This window comes from Methanomassiliicoccales archaeon (assembly GCA_038850735.1).
In the GTDB taxonomy this organism is placed as follows: domain Archaea; phylum Thermoplasmatota; class Thermoplasmata; order Methanomassiliicoccales; family JACIVX01; genus JACIVX01.
Window position 1 is genome coordinate 16,228 of sequence record JAWCLO010000004.1, and the last position, 23,832, is coordinate 40,059.

The following is a 23,832-nucleotide window of genomic DNA, read 5'->3' on the forward strand; positions in this document are numbered from 1 at the left end:
CAAAGAGAGGAATGCTCATGCATGAAGAGAGACCAGTTAAGGATATCAAGCTAAAAACGAAGCTGACTGTAAATGAATTAGTTTCCCAAATGAAGAATTCTGGAGGATTTACTGGCAGAAAAGTTTCGGATGCAGCCGATATCGTGGAAAAAATGTTTAGAAGCAAGAAGTGTACAGTCTTTTTTTCTTTCCCAGCCTGTATCATAGCTACGGGAACAAGAGGCGTTATCGTAGAACTTGCAAGAAGAAAATTGATCGATGTCATCATCACTACCTGTGGAACGCTAGACCATGATCTCGCCCGTTCCTGGAAAGATTACTATCATGGCGATTTCTATATGGATGATGTTGAGTTGAGAAAGAAAGGTATTAACCGACTTGGCAACGTGCTTGTACCTGACGAAAGTTACGGTTTGGTTCTTGAAGAAAAATTAATTCCAATGTTTTCCCAGATATTCGAAAATAAATCCTCCTTGTCAACGAGGGAAATCATAGAATTGATAGGAGCAAAATTGAAGAATAGCGATTCACTTTTATATTGGTGTTACCATAATAAAATACCTATTTATGTACCTGGCATTATGGACGGCGCGTTTGGATCTCAGCTTTGGATGTACTGGCAGACTCATAAAAATATTTCTATTGATACATTTCGAGATGAGCAAGAGCTTGCAGACATAGTCTTTGACGCAGAAGAGACAGGGGCAATTATCATTGGAGGTGGGATCTCAAAGCATCATACAATTTGGTGGAATCAGTTCCGTGGAGGATTGGACTACGTTGTCTATCTCACTACGGCACAGGAATATGATGGCAGCCTTTCCGGTGCAAGAACAAGAGAAGCGAAATCATGGGGAAAAGTAAAGGAAACTGCAGAAGAAATCACTGTGGAGGGAGATGCCACAATTACTCTCCCATTAATTATAGCAAGTGTCTTAGAAAGACTTGGTGATTAGTGTTGAAGAAGGTCGTGATAATCGGTGGCGATGGGATAGGACCTGAAGTAGTGAAATCAGCGAGATCCGTTATAGAATATTTGGGGACGCCAGTCGAATTTGTCGATGCCGAAATAGGGCTTTCTGCATACAAGAAAACTGGTACCTATCTACCCAAATCAACACTTGATTTCCTAGCTGAATCCGATGCATGCCTCTTCGGTGCAATTACTACACCAGAAGATCCACAGTACGATTCACCTTTGTTATATATTCGCAAGTACTTTAATCTCTACGCTAACGTGCGGCCTTTCAGGCGCCTCATTCCATCGATCGGACTAGTAGACATGGACATAGTCATTGTTCGCGAAAATACAGAAGACGTTTATACAGGTATAGAAAGGGAAACTGAAGAGGGAGTTATTCTTGAGCGAAAGATTACCGAGAAGGCATGCAAGAGGATTGTCAGATTTGCAATAAACCTCTGCGAAAAAAAAGGAAGAAAGAAAATCACATGTGTCCATAAAGCCAATGTAATGCGAAAATCTGACGGGCTTTTTAGAAAGATTTTTTTTGAGGAAACGAAAAAAACAAAACTCATGGCGAACGATATACATGTAGATGCAATGGCGGCAGCTCTCATCAGCAATCCAACGGCATATGATTGTATCGTCACTCTCAATTTGTACGGTGACATTCTCTCCGATGAAGCCGCGGCGCTCGTTGGCGGCCTCGGGATCGCACCCTCCGCTAACATCGGTGATGGATTTGGCCTTTTCGAACCTTGTCATGGCTCGGCGCCCGATATTGCAGGAAAGGGAATAGCAAATCCTGTTGCTGCAATACTCTCTTCCGCACTGATGCTTGAATATCTTAATTTGCCCAACTTAGCAGAGAGAATTCAGAACGCTGTAAGGATTGCTCTTGAGCATGGAATTCGCACGCCCGATTTGGGAGGCACCCACAGCACAGAATCCTTTACTCGAGCTCTATTGAGTATTATAGAAGAAATTGAAAGCCAGGATGATTAGCGTACTGTTTTCCAGCATGATCTTTTGGAACCAAAAGTAACAATGAGATTCCTGATTTTCCCTAATTCCCAGGATATGAATTGCCTAACTCCTGATGGCCTTAACGAGCATTTAATGCGGAATTCCCTTACTTCCATGAAAACATAGATGAAGAATAATACAAGAATCAGAATCATTTCAGCCAATGAAAGTACCCCTAACAATTCAATCTGGACAAAATCCATTACAAGATGCGAGCACCACGCTATAATTGGAATCGAATATCTGAAAGAGATAGATGCGGGAGCGACGATGATAATCGCCATCGGGGAATGTAAAATAGATTTCCATTGTACTGGCGAAGATAAAAGCGCATCTATGTCAAAGATACCTGAAATACCATTGCTTTTGATGAACGTGGGGATCCCGAATAAATGATCAATATCAATAAGAACTCCGAAGAGCAATAGAACAAAAATCTCGTTTCTATCGAGTTTTAGCATATGGATGATAATGGCGATGAATAAGAGATGCGTGATTAATAACATGAAATCCCTATTTTTCCAAATCCGGTTTCCGGAACATTTGAAAGGGCTGAACGATAACCCGTATATAAATAATATCTATCTGATTATCTAATTTGGTATTACTGAAAACAGAATTCATAAAATCTCCAGACCTCGTTGAAAGACGGTCTATAATGTAGAATTACAACCTTTTTTTGGACTTAACTCGGTAAATACTAAAAATGCCAACTCTCTATAGATCTTGAAATCGAATTTTTTCAATATCGTAATATAATAAACCGACATTTATTACAACGAAATCCTTCGAGACTAAATCTCAGATCTCTTTCACTAACTTCGGCACTTTCAATGCCTGCTCTTACAAAGCGCCACTGCAGACCACATTCTACCAAAGGATATGAATACAAGGTAAAAACTGTGGATTGATAACTTGAAGTGATGTATCCCCTTTCCATTTCCTCGTTACATTTCGGACACTTCATGATACGATATTTTATGGAAAAGCTATATCTTATTTTTTTCTGACCTCATGTAATGGAATCTCCACCATTGTTAGATGTTAATCTTGTTGGCGGAGTGAAGCGTTTTTTCTTTGAATTCTAATACTAGATTTACAATCTCAAAAAAATCATTAGGCGATCTCGTACAATCAAATTGAAACAGCATGGTACTCTCAAGTAAGTGAAAAATTACAGAAGGCATATGATCCAAGAATTTAAATCGAAGGAAGGTCGTGCATTTTCCCACTTAAATTAGAATTGGCAAACTTTACAAATCGGTCGAGATGAAGAATCAATAATATGATGAGGTGCTGGCAGTTATGATCGCAGGAATAGTTATTCATGGTCCCGAAGCCATCGATACTCAATTCTTTGATCGTGCTTTAAGTGTAATAGGAAAACAGTTTGTTGTCAAAAGAATATTGATGAGTGGTTACACTGGGATAGCTGCCGTCATTGATGCTGGTCTCGAAGATGTCATTGACATCAATCAACATTTAGTTCCCTCTCAAGCAATATTAGCGCTCCAGGAGGTATCAGATATTATTTTTTTGATGAATTACGGAAAAAACAAAGAATCGATCATGAAATTTGGCGAATTGATTTTTCTAAGGATTAAGGATAAGCTGTCAAAGCCTCTAATACAGGTTGACAATGGCGTTTTTATCGGATGGAATTCACCTTTGCCGAAATTTCTCATGGATTTAGCTGAAAAAGAAGGAGCGATAGTGATTGAAATGCCCGAAATGACGCAGAAATCCTGTGATCGAACTTGGCGATTAATTAGTGGTGTTATTCCAGGCGAAAACGTTTGGATAAACGGGATTGTAGTGGGAAAGGCTATTTCGAGTCATGTTGCAATTTCAAAAGATCAAAATGGAAGACTGATTGCTGAAGGAATAAAACTCAAACAAAGCGGAGTAGAAAGGTTAGGAATTTATGACATTTGGACGGCGAGAGTAAGAAGCGGAGTGATACGCAGAACACGATCGATACCGCGATGCATAGGTATTGAAAAGCGAGGTTATATTTCAATCGTGGACCACCAAACTGAGGAAGCGGTATACTCTAGCAGAAACTCGCGATTTGTTGTCACAATTGGTGACGATACCAGCAAAACGGCGGGGAGTATTCTTTACCGATTTGGCATACCAATAATCGCCATAACGGACGGAGACGAAGATGGAATTAGCAGAGAAGAATTGTTTTACCCCGGTTCAATTGTTATACGCGTTAAACCAGGGCATGATGATGTGATTGGGGAGAGGATAAAGGATATCCTTTTTAAAGGCTCAAAGGAAATTGCCACGGAAATTTCTATTGAGGAGATGACAAAAGCAATAATTGAAATGTCAGATGGCTTGATTGTTGAAATCAAAAAATACCAACAGCTATTCAATTGACCCTGGATCTTTCTTTATATAAATAGAATTCTTATTCTTAATCTTCGTTATCTATTCAGTTTATCTCACTTTACCTTAAGCCCTATTTAATATTAAGGATCACAGGATGGCTGTTATCTCTAAGCTTATTCTTCAGGGCCTTTTCTATAAAGGATGTATAACTACGAGAGCAGCACCTCCCAGAAGGATTTGTGTACTTGCACATGCCTCCGCCGCCGATTCCAGTCATGCCCTTTACTTCATCTACGGTTTTTGCTCCTCGTTCAATCGCACGCAGTACATCTTCCTCCGTAACTTGTTTACAGTAGCACAATGGTTTAGGCGATGTCTTTTCCTTAAATGTTACTTTCGTTTTCACATCTTCCTTCTTCAATATCGTGTGAGATGTCTCTGTAAAATACACGACTTCACAATTGGGATTCTCGCAAAAATAGTATTTTGCGTCCTCCAGAGGCCACTTTTTCTCGGAAACATGGATTAATACTGTTATTTTATCGACCTCATAACCTTCATTTCTACATATTGGACATACCGCCATGCCATTTGAATCATATCTAGCAATTAATAAATTTTCCTCCATGACCGTTGCAAAGTGCTCTTGTTTTAATAACAAACCAGATCGTATCTTATAATAATCCCGAAAGGCAGTACAAAGAAATCAGAGATTGAATGGTGCGGGGGAAGGGATTTGAACCCTTGGACCCCTACGAGACAAGACCCTCAATCTTGCGCCTTTGGCCAGGCTTGGCTACCCCCGCGGATAGTTTCCGAATATTTGGGATACTTATTAATTCTTTTGTAAGTAGAGGAAAAAATGGGAACCGATTCGCTAAAATTTGAAATTCTAAGTAATTTCTAGAAAAGTTAAATAAGTAGAATGAGACCTATTTGGATTTGCATCATCCAAATTATTCTGAAAAAGGGGGCTACTAAATCAGTATGGAAGAATTCACAAAAAAAATCACAGAGGGAAAAGGTGCGTTCTCACTCTATATCCCAAAGAAATGGATCAATAGGTGGAGAGATATTCAGCTAAAAGAGAGAAATGTCAGAATGATTCTACTAGAGGATTTTCTCGTGATTACACCGGTTCATAAGTCCTCTTTTGCATCTTTGTACGTATCGAGCCATTCTGTTGACGATATAAAGCGATTTATCTTGGCATCGTATATCAAGGGTTTTGAAGGTGCTGAGCTTATTGCTGCGGATAGGTTCTCCGACGAGCAAATAATGGGCTCAAGAGACTTCGTAAGATTTCTAGATGAGCGAATTTCGCTGGACGCAACTGAAAAGAGAATAGAGCTTAAGTTTGACAACCCGCGCGAAGGGACCAATTCCAGCTTCGTTCACATGCGATCTTTGATCTTTGATAAGCTTGGTGATGCCTTTCAGCTTTTGAAAGAACTCATTGAATACTTTGACAGAAATGCGAGGAGATCGCTTCACATCATGCAAATATTAAGACTTCTTGAGGAGGATATCGATAAACTGGTTTTTAGAATTCTTCGGCAGGCCTCTCGATTTGAAATGCCTATAGAAACAATATCAGATTTACATTTTGTCTCTCTCACTGTGAGTTATCTAGAAAGCATGAGTGATAGCGTTTTCGGCATTGTGCGAAGCGTTTGTGGCATCTACGAAATAGACTATAGGCGCCTCTCTTTTCCCACGGACGTGTTGATGCGAGATGTTGTTCCGACTCAATTTGTTCGATCCGGTGATTGTGAAGCTATAAAGAAGCTTTATATGGCTTATCTGGATTTATGCAAAACACATATTAATAAAATTTATTCATGCGTCGTTAATAAAAATCCACTAGAGGCATTCGCATTGAAGGAAGATCTCGTAAAACTCCGGGAGAAAATCATTGATGATATGAATAATAAACTCGACTCATTTTTTAAAAAGAAAACAAAAGAAGAACCTTATCCGAAGACTGCTGATTTATTAGCAATTGGTCATAGAATTGCTGACATTATCACAAAGCTTGAGGAATTGGCAAAACTGGTTACGATTTATCAGGTACCGATGCAATCCGAGATAACTGAAGGTCGAGTGCAATGAATCAGAAGAAGATCAAATCAATTAAAAGACTAACACGCGCAGGTTCAGGTGGCTATTCAGTCTACCTTCCTAAGAAATGGATAAGAAATTGGAACGATGATCATGAAATGCCTAAAGAAATCAAAATGTTTAATGTGGGTGACTATCTTATTTTGGCTCCGAATTCGATCAGAAGAAGGATTGAAGTAAATGTTGATAACATGGGATCGCGCGAATTAAGAGAGTTCATCCTATCATCTTACATCAATGGGGCAGATGATTTTGTACTTCAATCATCTTTTCTTTCCGATGCTAGTATTGGAGAATCACTATCGATAATTAGAGCATTGGATGAAAATCTCGTTCATTTTTCTTCTGAGACTGGAAATTCATATTCAACCCGAACATCTTTTTCGCATGAGACTGGAGTGCTTATGCGCCTTCTTTTTGAAAAGATTAATGAAGCAGGGTTACTCCTATCAGATCTCCTTCGGAACTTTGATATAAATCCAGAAAAAGGTCTTCATATTCTGAGACTACTGTATTCATTGGAAGAGGAGGATATCGACAGGATTGCTTTTCAAATCATGAGAAATGCCTCAAAATTTGATATAGAACTTGAAACGACAACTGAAATTAATCTACTCTGGGCGTTGGCGGATAACCTGGAAAAGATTGGGGATACGTTTTATTCGATAATCGGACTGGTGTGCGATTTCTTTGGACTCGAAATCGAGGAATTGAGATACCCAGTAGAATACATTCAACAACATATCGAATCAAAAAATTTCGCGTTATCCGAGTCGGTCAAGCACCTAAAGGAATCGATGTTTGAACATATTAGGCATTTCCAGTTTTCTTTAGGCCATATCAGGGATGCCATGTTGGCGAAAGATGGCAAAGCAGCTCTAAAATGCGCTGATGCTTTGACACGTTATATTAGTCAAGCAGAGCGCGAATATTGGGAAAATTTGGCTGAGATCATAAAGCCTATGGCAGTACATGAGCGCATGTCGTTCATTTTCTGCAACGAACTTGCCTTGCGCATTTGGACCCTTCTTTCACTCCTTGAAGGAATGGCGAAGCGGATTGCGCTTGTGTATTTCTCATACAAGTAGAAACATAGAAGCAATTGGATCCAGTTAGATTAATTCTCTACATTAATTCGCATGTCATATAAGATCTTGTACATATCGTGAAATATATTCACATGGAAGTGAGGAGAAAAACTCCTGTTATGGTCGGGTTTTGATCATCAAAAAATATGTTGGCAGATTTCGGAAATTCGTCTTGTATTGATAAAGGATATCTGGAATGTTATTAACGAATGTAATTTTCGCTTCTCAACGTACGAAGTCCTAGATCTCTCTCATTAATGGACATGATTAAATATTAGTAAGGTTCTCGATGAATTGCCAGGAGAGGGAGGGCAGCCGACGGTGAAGGATATATTCCTTCGCTGAGGAAGGTTCCCCCTCCTAGAGAAGGTGGGCCACGTAAGTGGCTGGGCGAGAGCCCAGGCAAGGGCACAGAAACGACACAGCTTCGACCGAGGATGACTCGCTCGGCGATGACGTTGGTCGAAGATTTGGTGAAACGGCGACACCCCACCGGAGCAAGCCCAAACAGCTGGGATGACTACTCAGGACCAGCGGGTAGGGCGCTTAGTTGAATGCTGCCTGAAACAGAAGGGGACCTACTACCCTCACCTGGCAATTTGGTTCAGGAGAAATCGTCGAAATCTTGGCGCGACAGGATCGTGAAAGAATCAATTAAGGAGGAATTTGTCGATGAAAATCTTCAGATATCTCGAAGCAAGTGTTGCCGAGCCCGTTACAGGTGTAAAAAGAAGAATGATTGCATGTGGGGATAGCTCTCAGATCATAGAATACTTCCTGCCTAAGGGAGCAATTTTTCCACTTCATAAGCATCCACAAGAACAAACTGGTTTCGTAGCGGAGGGTATACTTCGCATGATCATTGGCGGAGAGGAATATGTTCTGACGAAAGGTGATGGATATTTCATCGCCCCGAATGTTGAGCATTCTACTGTTGCGCTGGAAGATTGTATTAACATCGATGTGTTTTCACCGCCCAGACAAGAATATAAGGACAGATGAGATGGAAGACTATCTAAAGCTCGAATTCTCATAGTCCCGCCCGATAAAACTAAATTTTACAATTTTAGGAAAGACAAAGCCACACACGATAAAATTGACTAAATGTCATCCATTTATTTATGATTCCAATTACGCAGAGCTGCGACGTCCCAAACATTCTAAACAGATATTACCAGAATTCGGATGCTTCTTAAGCTACTAGATTCTCCACTTTGCAATACAAAAAGCATCGCAATTTTTCAGCGCCTAGCATCATTGACCTGCGGTTTCGCTTTTTTAACGATTTAGCCGTACGAAATCCAATTTTTTCGCTAGCAAGATGTAATATCGGAGAAAATTTAACGTAATCTGAGGAGGACTTAGAAGCATGATTTCCAATGGAAAGACTTATTTGTTTGTAGAAAGAGTACCGCTCAGGACCCATCAAATCTTGAGAAGGGAGTTGACGCTCGGCAAGAAAGTTTTTTACATATCAAAGAATGCTCCACATTTATTAAAGACCCAACTTAGCTTCGATGATAAGAAATTGATCGTAAGGTGGCTTAATCCGCGTCCAAGAGGCGACTGCATTCCACCAATGAATTTGAAAACATTTGAAAAGCATGTCGAATCATTCATAGCCGAGAACAGATCCGGTATCGTTGTCCTGAATGGTTTAGAAATCCTCCAAATGTGGAACGGATTTATACCCGTGATCAAAACATTGAAAAAACTTCAGGGAAAAATGAATCAGCATGGCATTTCAATGATGATCAGCCTCGACCCGAAGACTCAATTTGAGAACCACTTGATCATGCTTCAAAGGATATCCGACGAAGTTGTATCGAGCAATGCCTAAGTTATCCATTGATCTCCGAAAACTTAATCCGCCTGTTCTGGAATAATAGAGGCCGCAGATGACAACGGATTTTGCACAGAGAGTACGAAAACAAACACCCAAGTTGAGGGAAATTGAGGGAGCTTGTGGTATTTGCCACGGCACGCTTGAAGCGATTACAAGTGAGGGTGGAATGGTTTGTGCCTTCGAGAAGCCGAACGGAATTGAGGCTGTAATAAAAGACGACGAGGGTAACAAAATTGGCGAGGGTTTTGATATTGTATGGTCACCAGCAGTGTTGGCTGCAGAAATTGAAGCAGGTCTTGTGCCAGAATCGTTGAAGCAACGCCTTCATCATGATGCATTAACTCGCAAAGATGAAATCGATGCCGTTGCGAAAATTTTTGGATATGGCCGTGTACTAACGCCATCAGTCCTTGCTCTTCAGTTTGTGAATGAGATAGGTGGACGAACAGTTATCAGAAGAGAAGGGCTCGGTGTCATTGCAAAGATGTTCAATAAAGAAAATGATCTGTTGGTTACTTCATCAATCTCCTATTGTCCGACTTGCGCTATTGTAAAAGCAGCGGCAAGAAGTGCAGAAATTTCATCCTTTATAAAAGAGAAATTAGAAGGAGCACGCAATACCGGGAAATTGAAATATGAAAGGCGCGTCGAGAATCGATACGAGGCAAAGGGAGGAGCTGTTAGGGCGAGCATCCTCGAAGGTAACAAAGTAATCGCCGACAGGGTCCTTGGTTGTTGTATTGCATACAGCACGACAAAAGCAGAAATCGCGGCTGGGTTTATTCCACCAGAGGGTGCAAAACGTTTTAAAGCTTACTGCAATCTATGTCCAATGAAGCATTGCTGGATGGAAAAATCCATGGGTGCAATGGGAAATATTGTTCTTCACAGACTTAGTGAGATTGGTACAGAAATCGAGGTTTCGGCAAACGGGTTAATCATTGCGCGTTTGCCTGGAAAGGAAGCGATTCAAGGTCGAGGTACTTTGTGCTCACTGAGTGCGCTAACAAATATGCTTATCACTGCTGAAGGAAGCAAAATCCTTAAACCATCGCCGGCAAAGAGATTTCCTGATGCTAAGAAGGGTGAAGACGAGTAATCTAAAGAGGTAATACGATTTTATCAGTATGCATTTTGCAATCTCAGGAACCATGATAACTAATGGGGATATGGGAATAACTTTCGAATTTGACATTTCTCAACGCAATAATTAATCTGTCAAATTAATAGATTGATTGTGCACTTAAATGAGTATCGATTATTTGATTAAATGCAGCTTTCTAGAAGCAATCATAGGAATTAGCATTTTCTCATTGTGATTACATTGTCGCACATTAATTTTCATTATTGTTTCGAACTAATTGACATAAATCATTGCTTGCTCCAGAATGTGGAAATTTCGTTACTTGGGTAGAGATTTCAACCCCAATAGCCTTGCGACAGCGTATCGCGCAACGGGGGCGGGAAAGGCTATAGCCAATCAAACATCTTGCATGATCTCGCTTCTTGCATTGAGCGGATCTTAAATCCATAGTTCACGAAATCTTGATGCGCAAGGACTCGCAGTTAATGAGACTTTTAGACTTACGGCAAATGTTAATAGTCAAAGATTAATGTAATTAGCAGAAGAAAGGTTACAGACTCGCAATACTTGAGCAAATTAGAGACCAGACGGTTTTTCATATATTTTAGTACCCCAGAATTCCTTCCAATATCACAGAATTGGACCCGTAGTGTAAATATTCATCGAATCTTCGTATCGATTTTTCTCTGCCTGGGTGAGCTTTCCGGAAGATACAAAAATAACCTCATTGATTATCCGAGCAGCGGCATTTTCTAAGTTCAAATCCCCACTAATGATTTCACTTACATCCACGTCGATGAACTCTCGTAAGTGCTGGGCCGTTGAGGGATTCCCTGTAATCTTAATCGTTGGAACGAAAGGAAATCCTTGGGGTGCACCACGTCCAGTAGTAAAAGCGATCAGCGTAGCACCCGCTGCGACCAAAGCTGTTAGTAGTTCGGGTTCTCTACCTGGCGAGTCAACGAAAATCAATCCTTTATGAGAAATCCTTTCTCCATACGAAAGTACCGCATCAATTTTCCTGCTACCAGTTTTTATCGCTGCTCCCAGAGATTTCTCTTCAATCGTTGAAAGTCCGCCTTTAATGTTACCTTGTGTTGGCTGCCCTCCACGCATATCAACGCCGATTGCCTTCACTCTCCTCTCCACATCCAGAATCATTTCGAGCATTCTATTTCCTACTTCTTCAGAATGGGCTCTACCAATTAATTGATGCTCGGCGCCGATGAATTCTGTTGATTCGCCAAATATGCACGTGGCACCACATTCGAGAAGTTTATCAACAGCCAACCCCAAGGCAGGATTCGCAACGATTCCAGACGTGGTATCAGAGCCGCCACACTTGATTCCAAAAACCAAATTAGATACGTCAGTTTCAGTTCTCTTCATCGTGCTAAATTCTTTGTACATTTCGATCGCATATCTTCTCCCAATTTCAATCGCCGACTTCAATCCACCAACTTCTTGTATCGTGACAGTATGCGCAGGTTTTCCAGAATCTGCAATGTAGTCGGCGATTCTCTGAACATTAACGCTTTCACATCCCAGACTCACAAGAACTACGCCAGCAATGTTTGGATTTTGTCCAAGCGAACCAAGTGTCCTCTCAACCCTTGTGAGATCGACACTGGTCTGCGCGCAACCCTGCCCGTGAGCGAATGCCTTAATACCTCTGCTATTTCGGGCAATGCGCTTAGCTACTTCATTTGCACAAACAACTGTTGAAATCACACCGATGAAATTACGTATCCCAGTAGTCCCATCTGGCCTCTCATATCCTTTGAAGGTGTACTTTTGGAGATGATTCATATTTTCAGTGATAATAGGAATTCATTTATCTTAATACCAATTGTTACGCGAGTAGATCAACGAGCAAGAAGTATCCGATGAAGATAATGAGTTGGTATCGTTGGCTGCTAGCATTTTTCTTTTGGACGAGCACATGAAGAATTGGGGCATTGCCAAAGAAAAATTGCCTGCTGAAAGTTTAAGAATCGATACCAGGAAATAAATTTTATTAAGAGGCGAGCTCCAATACGAATAGAAATTCGATTGAGATGAAATCGAAGAAGCATGGATGAACGATTAGTTTCATCTGAATTTATTGATATCTGGCCTAACTCTAATGCGCAATTCATTCCTATTGAGGAAGAAAGATTTAATATAACATGTATAAGATGGATTTAATTAAATGAATTCAGAGAAATTTCCTGCTCTTTCTCAAAACGCATTAAGAGTCTTAGAAAAGAGGTACCTAAGAAAGGATGAGGCGGGAAGAGTTATAGAAACCCCTGATGAAATGTTCCGTAGAGTCGCGAATAACATTGCATCAGTCAATAAATTTTATAATGACGGCAGGGATCCCAAGAAGGAGGCTGAGGAATTTTACTCAGTGATGAGGAACCTTGAGTTCCTACCCAATTCACCTGCACTAATGAATGCTGGCACGGAAATCCAACAGCTAGCTGCGTGTTTTGTTATACCAGTCGAAGATTCCATTGAAAGTATCTATGATGCGGTAAAGTTCGCGGCACTTATACACCAAAGTGGAGGAGGCACAGGTTTCTCTTTTTCCAAATTGAGACCTGAGGGAGATATCGTGAAGTCGACTGGAGGGGTTGCATCTGGACCCGTTTCATTCATGAAAGTATTTGATGCTGCGACGGAGGCAATCAAACAAGGAGGACGGCGAAGAGGGGCTTCCATGGGGGTACTAAGGGTTGATCATCCAGACATCAGGAAATTCATTAAGGCGAAGGAAGATCTGACATCTCTCACTAATTTCAATCTTTCCGTAAGTGTCACTGATGATTTCATGAAAAAAGCGGAGTCCGGCGAGACCTTTGATCTGATAAACCCGAGAACAGGAAAGACTGTATCGGAAGTCAGTGCATCAGAATTGTTGGATGAAATTTCATATTACGCATGGAAAACTGGAGATCCAGGTTTAATATTCTTTGATACGATAAATGCCTCGAATCCGACTCCTGCTCTTGGTCCAATTGAGGCGACAAATCCATGCGGTGAAGTTCCACTCCTGCCCTTCGAAGCATGCAATCTTGGATCCATAAATTTAGCCCGCCTAGCGAAAAAGCAACTAGGCGGATTTGAATTTGATTGGAACAGACTCGATGAGTTGGTAGATGTTGGCATCCGCTTCCTGGACAATGTCATTGATGCAAGCAAGTATCCTTTACCCCAAATTGGCGCGATCGCGAGGGGGAACAGAAAAATTGGCCTAGGTATCATGGGATTTGCAGACGCGCTCATCAAATTAGGAATTTCATATGGATCGAAAGAATCTTTTGAGTTCGCTGAGAAGCTTATCAGTTTTATTAGGAACAAGAGTGAAGAGGTAACGAAAAGAATTGGAGAGGAGAGGGGCAGCTTCCCGAATATAGGAAAGAGCATTTTTAAAGGCCCCCGAAGAAATGCAACGATTCTCAGCATTGCTCCAACTGGATCAATCAGCATCATTGCAGGGTGTTCGAGTGGAATAGAGCCACTTTATGCGGTCTATTTCATAAGGCATGTACTAGAAGGTGAACATCTTCGCGAAGTTCATCCAGAATTCATAGAAATTGCCAAGAAAAGAGGTTTCTATAGTGCTGAGCTTATCAATCGTATTGCATCAACCACTTCCATTCAACATATTGAAGAAATTCCCGAAGATATTAGGAGATTATTTCTTACTTCGCATGATATTGAACCAGAAGAACACGTTAGAATGCAATCCGTCTTTCAGAAATACGTTGATAATGCTGTTTCAAAAACCATTAATATGTCGTCTAATAGCACACCCAAGAAGGTTAGGGAAATTTTTGAACTAGCACACAAACTCAAATGCAAAGGTATAACGATTTACAGAGAGGGGTCAAAACCCGGACAAGTACTCACTTCAGCGACTTCAAGCTTGTTATGTCCAGATTGTGGCGGAATATTGAGGGTCGAGGAAGGGGGCTTTGTTTGCAGTGTTTGCGGAATTTCGAACTTATGAAGCATCGTGGCTGAGATTATCATTGATGGGATTTCCTTTATTCCAGACCCGCGCATTTTTTTGCAATTCTTAATGCAATTACATTGCGAATTTTGATGAATAATAAATTGCGGCCCGATATGCTATCAGATATCAGCGTGGAATCCTATGCTGCGAGTTGATCATTTAACATAGATTTTCACCCCAGATGTTATTATAACATCAGGTCAATAATAAATTCATTTCCATCAAGAATCTTTTCAATAGAGTATTTAGCTCGTAGTTCTATGTTTGCTTTACTTTGAAAACATTCGAATATTCCTAGGATTAATATTTAAATGCGCAATGTACATATTGGTACATTCATTCACAAAATTGTTATATATTCAACAACCTATAACGGCATTCTCATGAATTGCAAAGCTGATAATTCGAGAGTAATATTAGGGCTTGAAGACATACCAAGAAAATGGTACAATATAGCGGCAGATCTTCCGGAACCTCTGCCTCCGCCACTTCATCCGGCTACAATGCAGCCTGTAAGTCAGGACGATCTTAAGGCAATCTTTCCTATAAGCCTCATAAGACAGGAGGTTTCACAAGAAAGATATATCGATATTCCAGATGAGGTTAGAGATGCTTACATCCTCCTAGGCCGTCCCACACCTCTCCAAAGAGCAAGAAGATTGGAAGAGTTTCTAGGAACCCCCGCGAAGATTTACTTTAAGCGCGAAGATCTGAGTCCCTGCGGTAGTCATAAACCTAACACTGCTGTGGCACAAGCATATTTTAACATGAAGGATGGCACAGAAAACCTCACGACAGAAACTGGCGCCGGTCAATGGGGATCGGCTCTTAGTCTTGCCTGCTCTATTTTTAACCTGACATGCACTGTTTTCATGGTTCGCGTTAGTTATGAACAGAAACCATACAGGCGGCATGTCATGGAAACCTACGGAGCGAAAGTTTTCCCATCCCCAAGCATGGAAACGGATTATGGCAGAAGTTTAAACAAAACAAATCCAAATCATCCAGGGTCTCTTGGAATAGCAATTTCTGAGGCAATTGAAGCTGCAATTAAGGGTAAAAATACCAAATACAGTCTTGGAAGCGTTCTCAATCATGTGATGCTGCACCAGACTGTTATTGGGCAGGAGGTTATGCAGCAGTTAAAGATGCTCGACGTAGAACCAGATTACATGATAGGGTGTGTAGGTGGAGGTAGCAATTTTGCAGGTTTTGCATTTCCCACCGTAGGCGAAAGATTGAAAGGGAAGGTCAATACAGAATTTATTGCGGTAGAGCCCAGATCGGTCCCATCGCTCACTGCTGGAAAATATGAATATGACTATGGCGACACTGCGGGAATGACTCCTCTCATCAAAATGTATACACTTGGACATGACTTCGTTCCATCGCCGATTCACGCTGGCGGTCTTCGCTATCATGGAATGGCTCCAAGCGTTAGCCTCTTGGTCAAGCGTGGCATCGTTAAACCTGTTGCTTACGATCAAAGAGATACATTTGCTGCTGGTGTAACCTTTGCGAGAACTGAAGGCATAATACCAGCACCTGAAACTAACCACGCAATTAAAGCGGCAATTGATCTTGCATTGGAAGCGAAGAAGAGAAACGAGGAGAAGGTCATAGTTTTCAATCTCTCAGGACATGGTTTGCTCGACCTTGCTGGTTACGCGAGTTATCTGTCTGGAAAAATGAATAATTCGTAATAACTCTTATAACTCTTTTTATTTCTAATTCATATTGATGAGCTGAATCTAAACCTTTCTTTTATCATCTTAGAACACTATTGGAAACGCTACATTAGGCGGTATCATATAAAAAAGGTACATGCTATAGCGAGTTGAAATCAGTCGACGACTTCGCAATTGATTGTACATAAGAGCATATACCCACATAATTAGAATTATCTGCAAAGGATCTTAGCGTTCTCCGCTATCTTTCAATGTTTTTCCATTGCAGTCTCAATCATCACGAATCTTAGTTATCAGTGAAAGCGCTGAGAAGACTGCAGCAGCATATTGCCTCTCTCATTATGGTAGTATCTACAATAATTTTTCATTCTTTAAGCAACTGTCAACCTTCGCTTATATCGACCTTTTCGCTTTTTTGGTTAAATCTCAAAAGCAGTATACAAATACCATGGAAGAAAACTTATGAATAGGATATATTGCATACATGATAATAATATTCTATGAAATAGTATCAAAATAAAAGTATCAAAATAAAAAGGCTGGTGAAGTAGCTGCTCAGCACAGCTCATGAAAATTGCCCTGAAGGAAGGATCAGATATCTGAGAATACCCTTTAGTGATGAATATATTGAACTTGAAGAATCAAGAACCTATCTAATAATAGACGAGGGCCAAGATAAGTTCTATGAAATTGCAAGTTCAATCTCAAGAACTGACAAAAAGATCATGTTTATTTCCCGGTTACACCCGGATATTTTGAAACAAAAAATAGGAAGAGAGATAGAGGATACGATTTGGCTCAGCGAAAGACCCGGCAATAAGAACATGGCTCCTCACCAGCTCGGTCGTATCGTCAATAGAGCTAGTACTTTTATGAGAGTAAATTCCTCCGCAACAGTACTTCTTGATGGTCTTGAATATCTTTCGTTATTCAATCAGTTTTCACAGTTACAAATATTCATAGAGCATCTCAATGATGCTGTCATGGAATCGCATGCAATTCTTGTGATCTCGGTAGACCCTCGACTGTTTGACCAGTGTTCTCTTGCAAAGATTCGGAGATTTGCTGAGGTTTTGTTTCCGCCACGACATTAGTAACTTCGTCAAAGCTCTTCACATCCATAACAGAGATAATCTTTTCAACATCTCGTTGTTCTAGAGTCAGTGGATCTAGGCAAATCAGCATCTCTGAATTTGCACTAATAAGGATTGCATTTATCTCTTCAAGCGCGTGCATCACTCTCCCGAGGTCGTTCCATATGAGCAAATATTCTATGCCATCCATAAATACCAATGAATTTCCATTTTTTCTCAACCATAATTTGATTATTCTTATCATATGCGAAATTGATTTTGGAGAAATTACTTTTTTACCTTTGCAACAGCTGAGCCAGTAATACTCCATATTCTTAAGGTTGTACTTTGAACTTACATATTCTGGATGAAGCCTAGTTATGCATAGTCCATGCTTGTAAAGGCAATTTAGTTGTCCAAGCATTTGAAAACCTTTTCTTGGGTAACTTTCGAGAACAACCGATATCTTAAATAATTTCTTGACATCACGCATGAACTGTCCTCCTGTTACATTTTTCATCATACACGCTCTTCATTTGATGATATATAAACTCAATTTGAGCATGCTATTTTTCTTTTGAATCGCTAGATGCGAAACTTTTTTTTACGATACGAGAATAGAATTATGTGAGTCGTTCCATCCACCGCTGCAATCGAAAGTGGTTTCTCAGCAATGAGGAGAAGATACTTCTTCATTTATTCACATACTATCGATATCAACAAGACGATACTGCCCCTCCCTCCGTAACCCAGGAGGGGATTGCGGTTGCGACTGGTATTGGAAGGAACAACGTATCAAAGATTGTCGCTGCGCTTGCAGCGGATGGAGATATAGAAATCAAAAAAAAGCATGTTAAGGGATTGCCAAGTATTCGTAATGTTTATTCACTAACTCCAAATGGATTCAAGAAGGCGTTATCACTAAAGGAAGAAATTGAAAACACTCGCATCACCGTTATTGATTTCAATGGCAATGAAATTTCTAACACTGTCGGAAACCTTAATTCCCTCCTGCCCAAAAGTTATTCCCTTCTCGAGCTCGCACTCTGCATTACCAGAGGCACGTTTAACTGTTTATCCTTCCACGAAATGAAAGTGAAAGAAGAAAGAAAATTCGTAGACTTTACAGACAAGAAGCCTACAGTAAGATTTTTTGTTGGAAGAAAAAACGAACTAAAAAGGCTTGAGGATTTCTTGAACTCAGATGATAAGAAAATTGCGGTGATATATGGGATACCTGGTATTGGAAAGACGACACTTCTCGCAAAGTTTGCTTTAGACGTGAGAACAAGAACCAATGCTTTTTGGTATCGATTGACCGAATGGACATCTCCAAGGATGTTTCTTAGTCCGCTTGCTGAGTTTCTCTCACAGCTTGGTAAAAAGGGACTGGAACGCCTCATTACTCAGACAGAGAATCCTACAATCGGACAGGTATGCCATATTTTAGAAAGTGATTTCAAGAATGCAAATATTTTCATTTTTTTGGATGACGTTCATAAGGCAGATTCAAAAGTTTTAGAGCTTCTTCGAGCCATGGTAAGAATTCTCGAACATATGGAAGGTGTGAAAATTGCCTGCACAAGTCGTATAATACCATCCTTTTATTCGCGAGGGGACGTCATCTCAGGACTAGTAGATGAAATCGCGCTTGAGGGGCTTGATAGAGAGAGCTGCATTCAGCTACTTAGAAGCAGGTCTATACCCGAACGTAATTTTGATGAACTGATTGAGGCGACAAAGGGGCACCCTTTCTTCTTGGAATTGGTAAGGAAAGCGAATGCTACTTCTGAGAGAGACATGAGGATGTTTTTAGAACAGGAGGTCTACTCGACTTTGGACCTTGCAGAGCGGCGAATACTGGAAATAGCATCTGTTTTCAGATATCCCGTACCAGTCGATGCTTTTTTTATGGTGGAAGAATTCATTGCAAAAGAATCCGGGATTGATTCACTTACTATGCGTTATAATGATTTTGTATTTGATCACGACGCATTGGATGATCTCTTCTCGAGATTTCTATTGCAGGAATCAATGGGAAGAATGGTAGCAATGCACGATCTTCTTAGAGATTTCTTTTACTCTAGGCTCACACCAAGGCAGAAAGCAATCTACCATAAGGCTGCCGCCCGTTTTTACTTGACTGATACATCTTCGGGACTTTCTTTGGTCGAAGCTCTTTACCACAGTGTGATGTCGGGTGATTGGAGGACAGCCCTGCAAATAGCCGTGGGATCTGGTAGGCAGATTATATCTAAGGGACTCGCATCAAATATGGCCCCCCTCGTCGAGAAAATCGTTTCACAACATCTTGAAACCAGCATCCAGGATAGGGTAGATCTTTTTTTGATACACGGAGAGATACTAGAATTACAGGGTGAATGGGACCTTGCACTCAAGACTTATGAAGGTCTCTTGAAAATTGATGAGACAGAACTAGGAAAAAGAAAATTAGGTGAGATTTATAGAAGGATAGGCTCGCTTTATTTAAGAAAAACTGAGTTCCAATCAGCACAAGTAATGCTCGAGAAAAGCCTGATGATTGGACTGTTAAGTGGGGATAATTATTTGCTGTCTACGGTATATTACGATTTGGGAGGAATCGCCGAGAGAAGAGGTCAGTATAGTGAAGCTATAACCTTTTTTTCCAAGGCAAAAATGATATCTGAGCAAATTGGAGAAGATATTGGACTTGGGAAGGCTCTATACGGCCTTGGTCGCGTCTATGGGCAACTTTTAGATTATGATAAAGCGATCGAATTTAAGAAAAAGGCAATCGCAATAATTGGGAAAACGGGTGATGCAAAAGAACTCGCTAAAGTCTACACAAGCCTCGGAAATGATTATCGATTCACAAACCAATATGAGAAATCGTTTGAGATTAATAACAAGGCAATTGATCTTGCAAATTCATCTGGGGATATTAACACTCAAGGGTATGCATTATCGAATGCTGTAGCATTATACATTGAAATTGGCGATCTTGAGAAGGCCGAAGGGGCCTTGAAAAGGGCAATTGAGATTTTCCAGAAAATCGATGACAAGATCATGATGGCAACGATGCGTCTTTATCGAGGATATCTCTATGTGAACAAAAGTGAATGGAATTGGGCAAAGGAAGAATTCATCCGAGCTTTGGACATATTGCGACCTCTTGGTGTGCCGTTGAAACTCAGCAATTGGTTGTTCGAAATCAGTCAAGTATGCATCGAAAATAAAGATTATAATAGTGCCCGCCTTTTTCTGAGTGAAGCTCATGAGCTTGCATCAATGCATGGATATGACAATTTGAAAAAAGAAATTGAAGCTACATTTGGACTATTGCCATCTAGTTTTCTGGCCAAAGTAGAATCTGAAACAAATTCCTCAACGTGATGCTTAATCGCACAAACTTTTATGCACAACTCTCCGTATCCATAAATAATAAATAAAATGAAGATAAGAAAAGAAAAAAAACTCAATGTGGATCATTCCCGGGGATGCCAAGTACTTGGATTTCTAGTAGCGGTTGCCAGTTGTGTGGGTCATCTCCCGGTATTGCCCAATAGCTAGCCTCTGAAATCAAACCGGGGCCTGTATCATTAATCCAATTATGGGGATCGTTTCCAGGTATACCCAATGATCCCCCGCTGAGAATCTTATGCGGATCATTCCCAGGTATGCTCAGTGGAACAAGAATGGAGAGCATTACCCCACATGCAGCCACAAACAATGCAACTGTCGAAAAGATCGCCATCAGACGCTTTTTCATCGCAACCCTCCTCAACGATTGATAGATGGTTGCCGAAAATAATATATAAAAAATCGTTGAGCATGCTACAGTAAAGTATAAATATTAATATACGGCGCATTTTTTCTTAATACCTTTGAATAATAAAAATCAAATGTTTTGAACCCTGATCTATTGATCAATCCTCGCCATTTCGATAGCTTTTTGAAATATGTTTGCCTTCACCCTGCTTATGGTGAGCCTTGTTACTGGTGCGTCAGGTTTCTTAGGCGGCCACGTACTTGAGAGATTGTGCAAAATGAATGAAGATGTGAGAGTTCTGGCGAGAAAAACGAGCGATTTCTCGGAATTGCAGCACCTGCATTTTGAGAAATATCACGGAAATCTTCTAGATCTTGAAAGCATCATTGAAGCAGCGAGGGGTGTCGATACAATTTTTCATTGCGCTGGTGCTGTGAAATATAACTCGCCGTATAGAGATCTTTACAAAGTGAATGTTGAGGGGACGAGGAATGTTACAATCGCCGCATCAAAAGCAGATGTGAAAAGAATTGTTTATGCTAGCTCGCTCGCTGTTACTGGACCTGAAGGCCAGATTAATCAAGACGCACTCAAAAAGATAAGACCGTCGATGAGAGAGAACTACTGTCGCTCGAAAGCAGAGGCCGAAACAATATTCTTTAAGGAATGCCAAGAACTTGGAGTCGAGGGTATTGCATTAAGGCCTGGCGTCATTTACGGCCCAAGAGATTATACGGCAGCGTATCATTGGTTCAAAGCGATCGATGAGGGGCCTGCCATGTTAGTAGGTAGCGGGAAAACTAGATTTCCCCTTATATTCATTGAAGATCTTGTTGATGCCTTTATCGCCGCAAGTACTCTAGAAATGGTCACGCAAAGCGCGTACAACATAAACGGAGCGGAGGAGGCGTCCCTTAAGCTAATCTACGATTTAATTTCTAGAGAATTGGGCAAGGAAGTAGAATATCATCACTACGGTTACGCACTCTCAATGACGGTGGCTAAAATGACTCAAATCAAGGCAGCGATTATGCGAAAAGACATTGAAACAATTGTATCGCCATTTGTGATCAAGCTCTTTGGGAAGGATTATCCATTAATTAATTTTCAAAAGGCGAAAGAAGAATTGGGATTTGAGCCGAAGACCACACTCGAGGAGGGCATAAAGAAAACAGCTAAGTGGTACATTGAGAGAGTTCGAGAAAATTAGATTGACAATTTCCTATAGAGTCCAAACAGGCGCATGAACGATAGCGATAAGTATTGACACGTCGATACAAGTAGGGGGTTAATTGATGGCCATTGCTTATGTTCTTATTATTACGGCACCTCAAAAGGATCATCAAATATATTCTGAATTAAAACGAATGAATGAAGTTGTTGAAGTTTATCCGCTTTTTGGCGATTACGATCTTATTGCCAAGATCGAAGGAGAAAGCGTTGAATCTCTTGGAAAAACAGTACTGTACAAAATTGGCGCATTGCCAGGTGTTGTCCACACAGAGACGCTCACGGTAATCGAGGAATTCTGAACGATAAGACGGCAAGGGCTAGATCAGAAAATTATATGCGTAATTGTGAGGTGGAGTATGGAAAAAAGCAGAAAGATTTAAAAAATTCAAAAAACAGGCATCTCAAAATAGGAAAATCTTAGTGAGAGGGTGTATTCAATTGGTGCAAGAACCAATTTTGGCCATTGTTTTCGATTTTGATGGCACTCTTGTGAAAAGTGCAATTGATTTTACTTCAATGAAACAGAAAGTATTTTCGAGATTAATCAATATTGGCGTAAATGAACGCTTTTTGAATTGGGAAGAAACAATTGCGTTTAATTTAAAAAACGTAAGAGAAAAGATGCTACAAGCCAATAAATCTAGCTTATTGGATGAAATCGATCAAGTTGTGGAAGAAGCTTTATTGGAATCCGAACTTGAAAGCGTAAACGGAACGAAACTTATTCATGGGGTGCCGGAGACCATTAATGTCCTTAAGGATAAAGGATTTCGAATCGGAGTATTGACAAGGGGATCTAGGAGATATCTGAAAATGGCATGTCAGATCGCAGGTCTTCAATTGATGCTCTTTGACGGTGTCATCTGTAGGGATGATTTTCCTCATGAAGAGGCAAAACCTAACGGAATTGCGTTGAGGAGAATGGCGATGAAGCTGGGTATCCATCCGTCCCAGTGCTTATTAGTCGGGGATCATCAAATAGATTATCTTTGTGCAATTGATGCCGGTGCATCGTTCGTGGGAGTCTTAACCGGTGCTTTCAACATCGAACAGTGGAGTGGGGTGGGTTGCATGACAGTTATTAACAGTGTAGTAGATCTACCAGCTTTGCTCGATATACTAATGAGAAAAAATGCTGAACTTCTTAAATAGAAAATGGATTATTGATGTATTATGAAAAGGATCGTATCTTCTGAATCAGCACCCAAACCAATTGGACCGTACTCACAAGCAGTTATCGTAGACGGATTTATCTTCTGTTCAGGTCAAATCGGCCTTGACCCAAAAACCAACAAACTGGTGAACACAAGTGTTTCCGACGAAACGAGACAAACCCTCAAGAATTTAAAGGCCATATTGGAGGCGTCGGGATCGTCTATTGATAGAGCAGTCCGCACAACGATATACTTGACCAGTCTCGAGTACTTTAGGGATGTGAATGAAGTCTACCGACAATTCTTTTCGACGGATTTTCCCGCAAGAACAACGGTGTGTGTTTCGCAGCTCCCCTTAGGTGCGAGAGTCGAAATTGATTTGATCGCCAGGACGAACACCGCAGATTCGGACGCTTGATTTGCCATTGACGTAAAGGTTAATATCCCATTTTATCCTAAGATTA

20 protein-coding genes, 1 tRNA gene and 1 other RNA gene are annotated in these 23,832 nt (G+C 40.6%); 16 read left to right on the forward strand and 6 right to left on the reverse strand.

What is annotated here, in order from left to right:
* Positions 1-17 precede the first annotated feature (17 nt).
* Complete coding sequence (locus tag QW087_03500) at positions 18-956, forward strand: deoxyhypusine synthase (protein MEM2943786.1); 939 nt, start codon at positions 18-20, stop codon at positions 954-956.
* 2 nt (positions 957-958) lie between these two features.
* Positions 959-1,966, forward strand: a complete 1,008-nt coding sequence (locus QW087_03505) for an isocitrate/isopropylmalate dehydrogenase family protein (protein MEM2943787.1) — start codon at positions 959-961, stop codon at positions 1,964-1,966.
* Here QW087_03505 and QW087_03510 read toward each other — a convergent pair.
* A complete protein-coding gene (locus QW087_03510; protein ID MEM2943788.1) occupies positions 1,963-2,493 on the reverse strand; it encodes a hypothetical protein in 531 nt (176 codons plus the stop codon). The two genes, QW087_03505 and QW087_03510, sit on opposite strands and share 4 nt — an antisense overlap.
* Before the next feature lie 799 nt (positions 2,494-3,292).
* Between QW087_03510 and QW087_03515 the strand changes: the two genes are divergently transcribed.
* Entirely contained in the window at positions 3,293-4,375 is a 1,083-nt protein-coding gene (locus QW087_03515) for a DUF2117 domain-containing protein (GenBank protein ID MEM2943789.1), read from the forward strand.
* 82 nt (positions 4,376-4,457) lie between these two features.
* On the opposite strand, the gene QW087_03520 is transcribed toward QW087_03515, so the two are convergent.
* Together QW087_03520 and QW087_03525 are read right to left on the reverse strand one after the other, a co-directional pair.
* Positions 4,458-4,913 carry a (2Fe-2S)-binding protein gene (locus QW087_03520; GenBank protein ID MEM2943790.1) on the reverse strand — a complete coding sequence of 152 codons (456 nt, stop codon included), beginning with the start codon at positions 4,911-4,913 and terminating at the stop codon, positions 4,458-4,460.
* A 132-nt stretch (positions 4,914-5,045) separates the two neighbouring features.
* Positions 5,046-5,133, reverse strand: a tRNA-Leu gene (locus QW087_03525).
* 181 nt (positions 5,134-5,314) lie between these two features.
* Here QW087_03525 and QW087_03530 point away from each other — a divergent pair.
* The 6 genes from QW087_03530 (at position 5,315) to QW087_03555 (ending at position 10,481) form a co-directional block, all read left to right on the forward strand.
* Entirely contained in the window at positions 5,315-6,439 is a 1,125-nt protein-coding gene (locus QW087_03530) for a hypothetical protein (protein ID MEM2943791.1), read from the forward strand.
* Positions 6,436-7,536: a hypothetical protein gene (locus tag QW087_03535; GenBank protein MEM2943792.1), complete on the forward strand. Its 1,101-nt coding sequence runs from the start codon at positions 6,436-6,438 to the stop codon at positions 7,534-7,536. The genes QW087_03530 and QW087_03535 overlap by 4 nt, the downstream gene beginning before the upstream one ends.
* A gap of 299 nt (positions 7,537-7,835) precedes the next feature.
* Positions 7,836-8,129, forward strand: an RNA gene (rnpB, locus tag QW087_03540) — RNase P RNA component.
* A gap of 79 nt (positions 8,130-8,208) precedes the next feature.
* Entirely contained in the window at positions 8,209-8,538 is a 330-nt protein-coding gene (locus tag QW087_03545; GenBank protein ID MEM2943793.1) for a cupin domain-containing protein, read from the forward strand.
* A gap of 367 nt (positions 8,539-8,905) precedes the next feature.
* Complete coding sequence (locus tag QW087_03550; GenBank protein MEM2943794.1) at positions 8,906-9,376, forward strand: DUF835 domain-containing protein; 471 nt, start codon at positions 8,906-8,908, stop codon at positions 9,374-9,376.
* A 58-nt stretch (positions 9,377-9,434) separates the two neighbouring features.
* Positions 9,435-10,481, forward strand: coding sequence for a hypothetical protein (locus tag QW087_03555; protein MEM2943795.1), 1,047 nt, complete (start codon positions 9,435-9,437; stop codon positions 10,479-10,481).
* A gap of 615 nt (positions 10,482-11,096) precedes the next feature.
* Here the strand turns inward: QW087_03555 and QW087_03560 are convergent.
* Positions 11,097-12,275 carry a UxaA family hydrolase gene (locus QW087_03560; protein MEM2943796.1) on the reverse strand — a complete coding sequence of 393 codons (1,179 nt, stop codon included), beginning with the start codon at positions 12,273-12,275 and terminating at the stop codon, positions 11,097-11,099.
* A 382-nt stretch (positions 12,276-12,657) separates the two neighbouring features.
* Here QW087_03560 and QW087_03565 point away from each other — a divergent pair, with 382 nt between their 5' ends.
* On the forward strand, positions 12,658-14,463 hold the full coding sequence (locus QW087_03565) for an adenosylcobalamin-dependent ribonucleoside-diphosphate reductase (protein MEM2943797.1): 1,806 nt from the start codon (positions 12,658-12,660) through the stop codon (positions 14,461-14,463).
* Between the two features lie 389 nt (positions 14,464-14,852).
* On the forward strand, positions 14,853-16,172 hold the full coding sequence (locus QW087_03570) for a TrpB-like pyridoxal phosphate-dependent enzyme (protein ID MEM2943798.1): 1,320 nt from the start codon (positions 14,853-14,855) through the stop codon (positions 16,170-16,172).
* A 966-nt stretch (positions 16,173-17,138) separates the two neighbouring features.
* Here the strand turns inward: QW087_03570 and QW087_03575 are convergent.
* Complete coding sequence (locus QW087_03575) at positions 17,139-17,723, reverse strand: DUF835 domain-containing protein (GenBank protein ID MEM2943799.1); 585 nt, start codon at positions 17,721-17,723, stop codon at positions 17,139-17,141.
* Between the two features lie 134 nt (positions 17,724-17,857).
* Here QW087_03575 and QW087_03580 point away from each other — a divergent pair, with 134 nt between their 5' ends.
* Positions 17,858-20,605: a tetratricopeptide repeat protein gene (locus QW087_03580; GenBank protein ID MEM2943800.1), complete on the forward strand. Its 2,748-nt coding sequence runs from the start codon at positions 17,858-17,860 to the stop codon at positions 20,603-20,605.
* Positions 20,606-20,687: 82 nt separating this feature from the next.
* Here QW087_03580 and QW087_03585 read toward each other — a convergent pair whose 3' ends face one another.
* On the reverse strand, positions 20,688-20,981 hold the full coding sequence (locus tag QW087_03585) for a hypothetical protein (protein ID MEM2943801.1): 294 nt from the start codon (positions 20,979-20,981) through the stop codon (positions 20,688-20,690).
* A gap of 190 nt (positions 20,982-21,171) precedes the next feature.
* On the opposite strand from QW087_03585, the gene QW087_03590 reads away from it, so the two are divergent.
* The 4 genes from QW087_03590 (at position 21,172) to QW087_03605 (ending at position 23,786) form a co-directional block, all read left to right on the forward strand.
* Entirely contained in the window at positions 21,172-22,191 is a 1,020-nt protein-coding gene (locus QW087_03590) for an NAD-dependent epimerase/dehydratase family protein (protein ID MEM2943802.1), read from the forward strand.
* Positions 22,192-22,276: 85 nt separating this feature from the next.
* The gene (locus QW087_03595) at positions 22,277-22,513 is read left to right on the forward strand and encodes an Lrp/AsnC ligand binding domain-containing protein (GenBank protein ID MEM2943803.1); all 237 of its coding nucleotides are present in this window, start codon (positions 22,277-22,279) and stop codon (positions 22,511-22,513) included.
* Positions 22,514-22,655: 142 nt separating this feature from the next.
* Positions 22,656-23,366, forward strand: coding sequence for an HAD family hydrolase (locus QW087_03600; GenBank protein MEM2943804.1), 711 nt, complete (start codon positions 22,656-22,658; stop codon positions 23,364-23,366).
* Positions 23,367-23,387: 21 nt separating this feature from the next.
* The gene (locus QW087_03605) at positions 23,388-23,786 is read left to right on the forward strand and encodes a RidA family protein (GenBank protein MEM2943805.1); all 399 of its coding nucleotides are present in this window, start codon (positions 23,388-23,390) and stop codon (positions 23,784-23,786) included.
* Positions 23,787-23,832 lie beyond the last annotated feature (46 nt).

Excerpts from the sequence above, each read along its gene's own strand:
- QW087_03570 (MEM2943798.1), top strand. The coding sequence starts at position 14,853 with ATGAATTGCAAAGCTGATAATTCGAGAGTAATATTAGGGCTTGAAGAC.
- QW087_03535 (MEM2943792.1), top strand. The coding sequence starts at position 6,436 with ATGAATCAGAAGAAGATCAAATCAATTAAAAGACTAACACGCGCAGGT.
- QW087_03545 (MEM2943793.1), top strand. The coding sequence starts at position 8,209 with ATGAAAATCTTCAGATATCTCGAAGCAAGTGTTGCCGAGCCCGTTACA.
- QW087_03530 (MEM2943791.1), top strand. The coding sequence starts at position 5,315 with ATGGAAGAATTCACAAAAAAAATCACAGAGGGAAAAGGTGCGTTCTCA.
- QW087_03500 (MEM2943786.1), top strand. The coding sequence starts at position 18 with ATGCATGAAGAGAGACCAGTTAAGGATATCAAGCTAAAAACGAAGCTG.
- QW087_03565 (MEM2943797.1), top strand. The coding sequence starts at position 12,658 with ATGAATTCAGAGAAATTTCCTGCTCTTTCTCAAAACGCATTAAGAGTC.
- QW087_03555 (MEM2943795.1), top strand. The coding sequence starts at position 9,435 with ATGACAACGGATTTTGCACAGAGAGTACGAAAACAAACACCCAAGTTG.
- QW087_03560 (MEM2943796.1), bottom strand. The coding sequence starts at position 12,275 with ATGAATCATCTCCAAAAGTACACCTTCAAAGGATATGAGAGGCCAGAT.
- QW087_03520 (MEM2943790.1), bottom strand. The coding sequence starts at position 4,913 with ATGGCGGTATGTCCAATATGTAGAAATGAAGGTTATGAGGTCGATAAA.
- QW087_03605 (MEM2943805.1), top strand. The coding sequence starts at position 23,388 with ATGAAAAGGATCGTATCTTCTGAATCAGCACCCAAACCAATTGGACCG.
- QW087_03550 (MEM2943794.1), top strand. The coding sequence starts at position 8,906 with ATGATTTCCAATGGAAAGACTTATTTGTTTGTAGAAAGAGTACCGCTC.
- QW087_03575 (MEM2943799.1), bottom strand. The coding sequence starts at position 17,723 with ATGCGTGATGTCAAGAAATTATTTAAGATATCGGTTGTTCTCGAAAGT.
- QW087_03590 (MEM2943802.1), top strand. The coding sequence starts at position 21,172 with ATGTTTGCCTTCACCCTGCTTATGGTGAGCCTTGTTACTGGTGCGTCA.
- QW087_03510 (MEM2943788.1), bottom strand. The coding sequence starts at position 2,493 with ATGTTATTAATCACGCATCTCTTATTCATCGCCATTATCATCCATATG.
- QW087_03585 (MEM2943801.1), bottom strand. The coding sequence starts at position 20,981 with ATGAAAAAGCGTCTGATGGCGATCTTTTCGACAGTTGCATTGTTTGTG.
- QW087_03595 (MEM2943803.1), top strand. The coding sequence starts at position 22,277 with ATGGCCATTGCTTATGTTCTTATTATTACGGCACCTCAAAAGGATCAT.
- QW087_03515 (MEM2943789.1), top strand. The coding sequence starts at position 3,293 with ATGATCGCAGGAATAGTTATTCATGGTCCCGAAGCCATCGATACTCAA.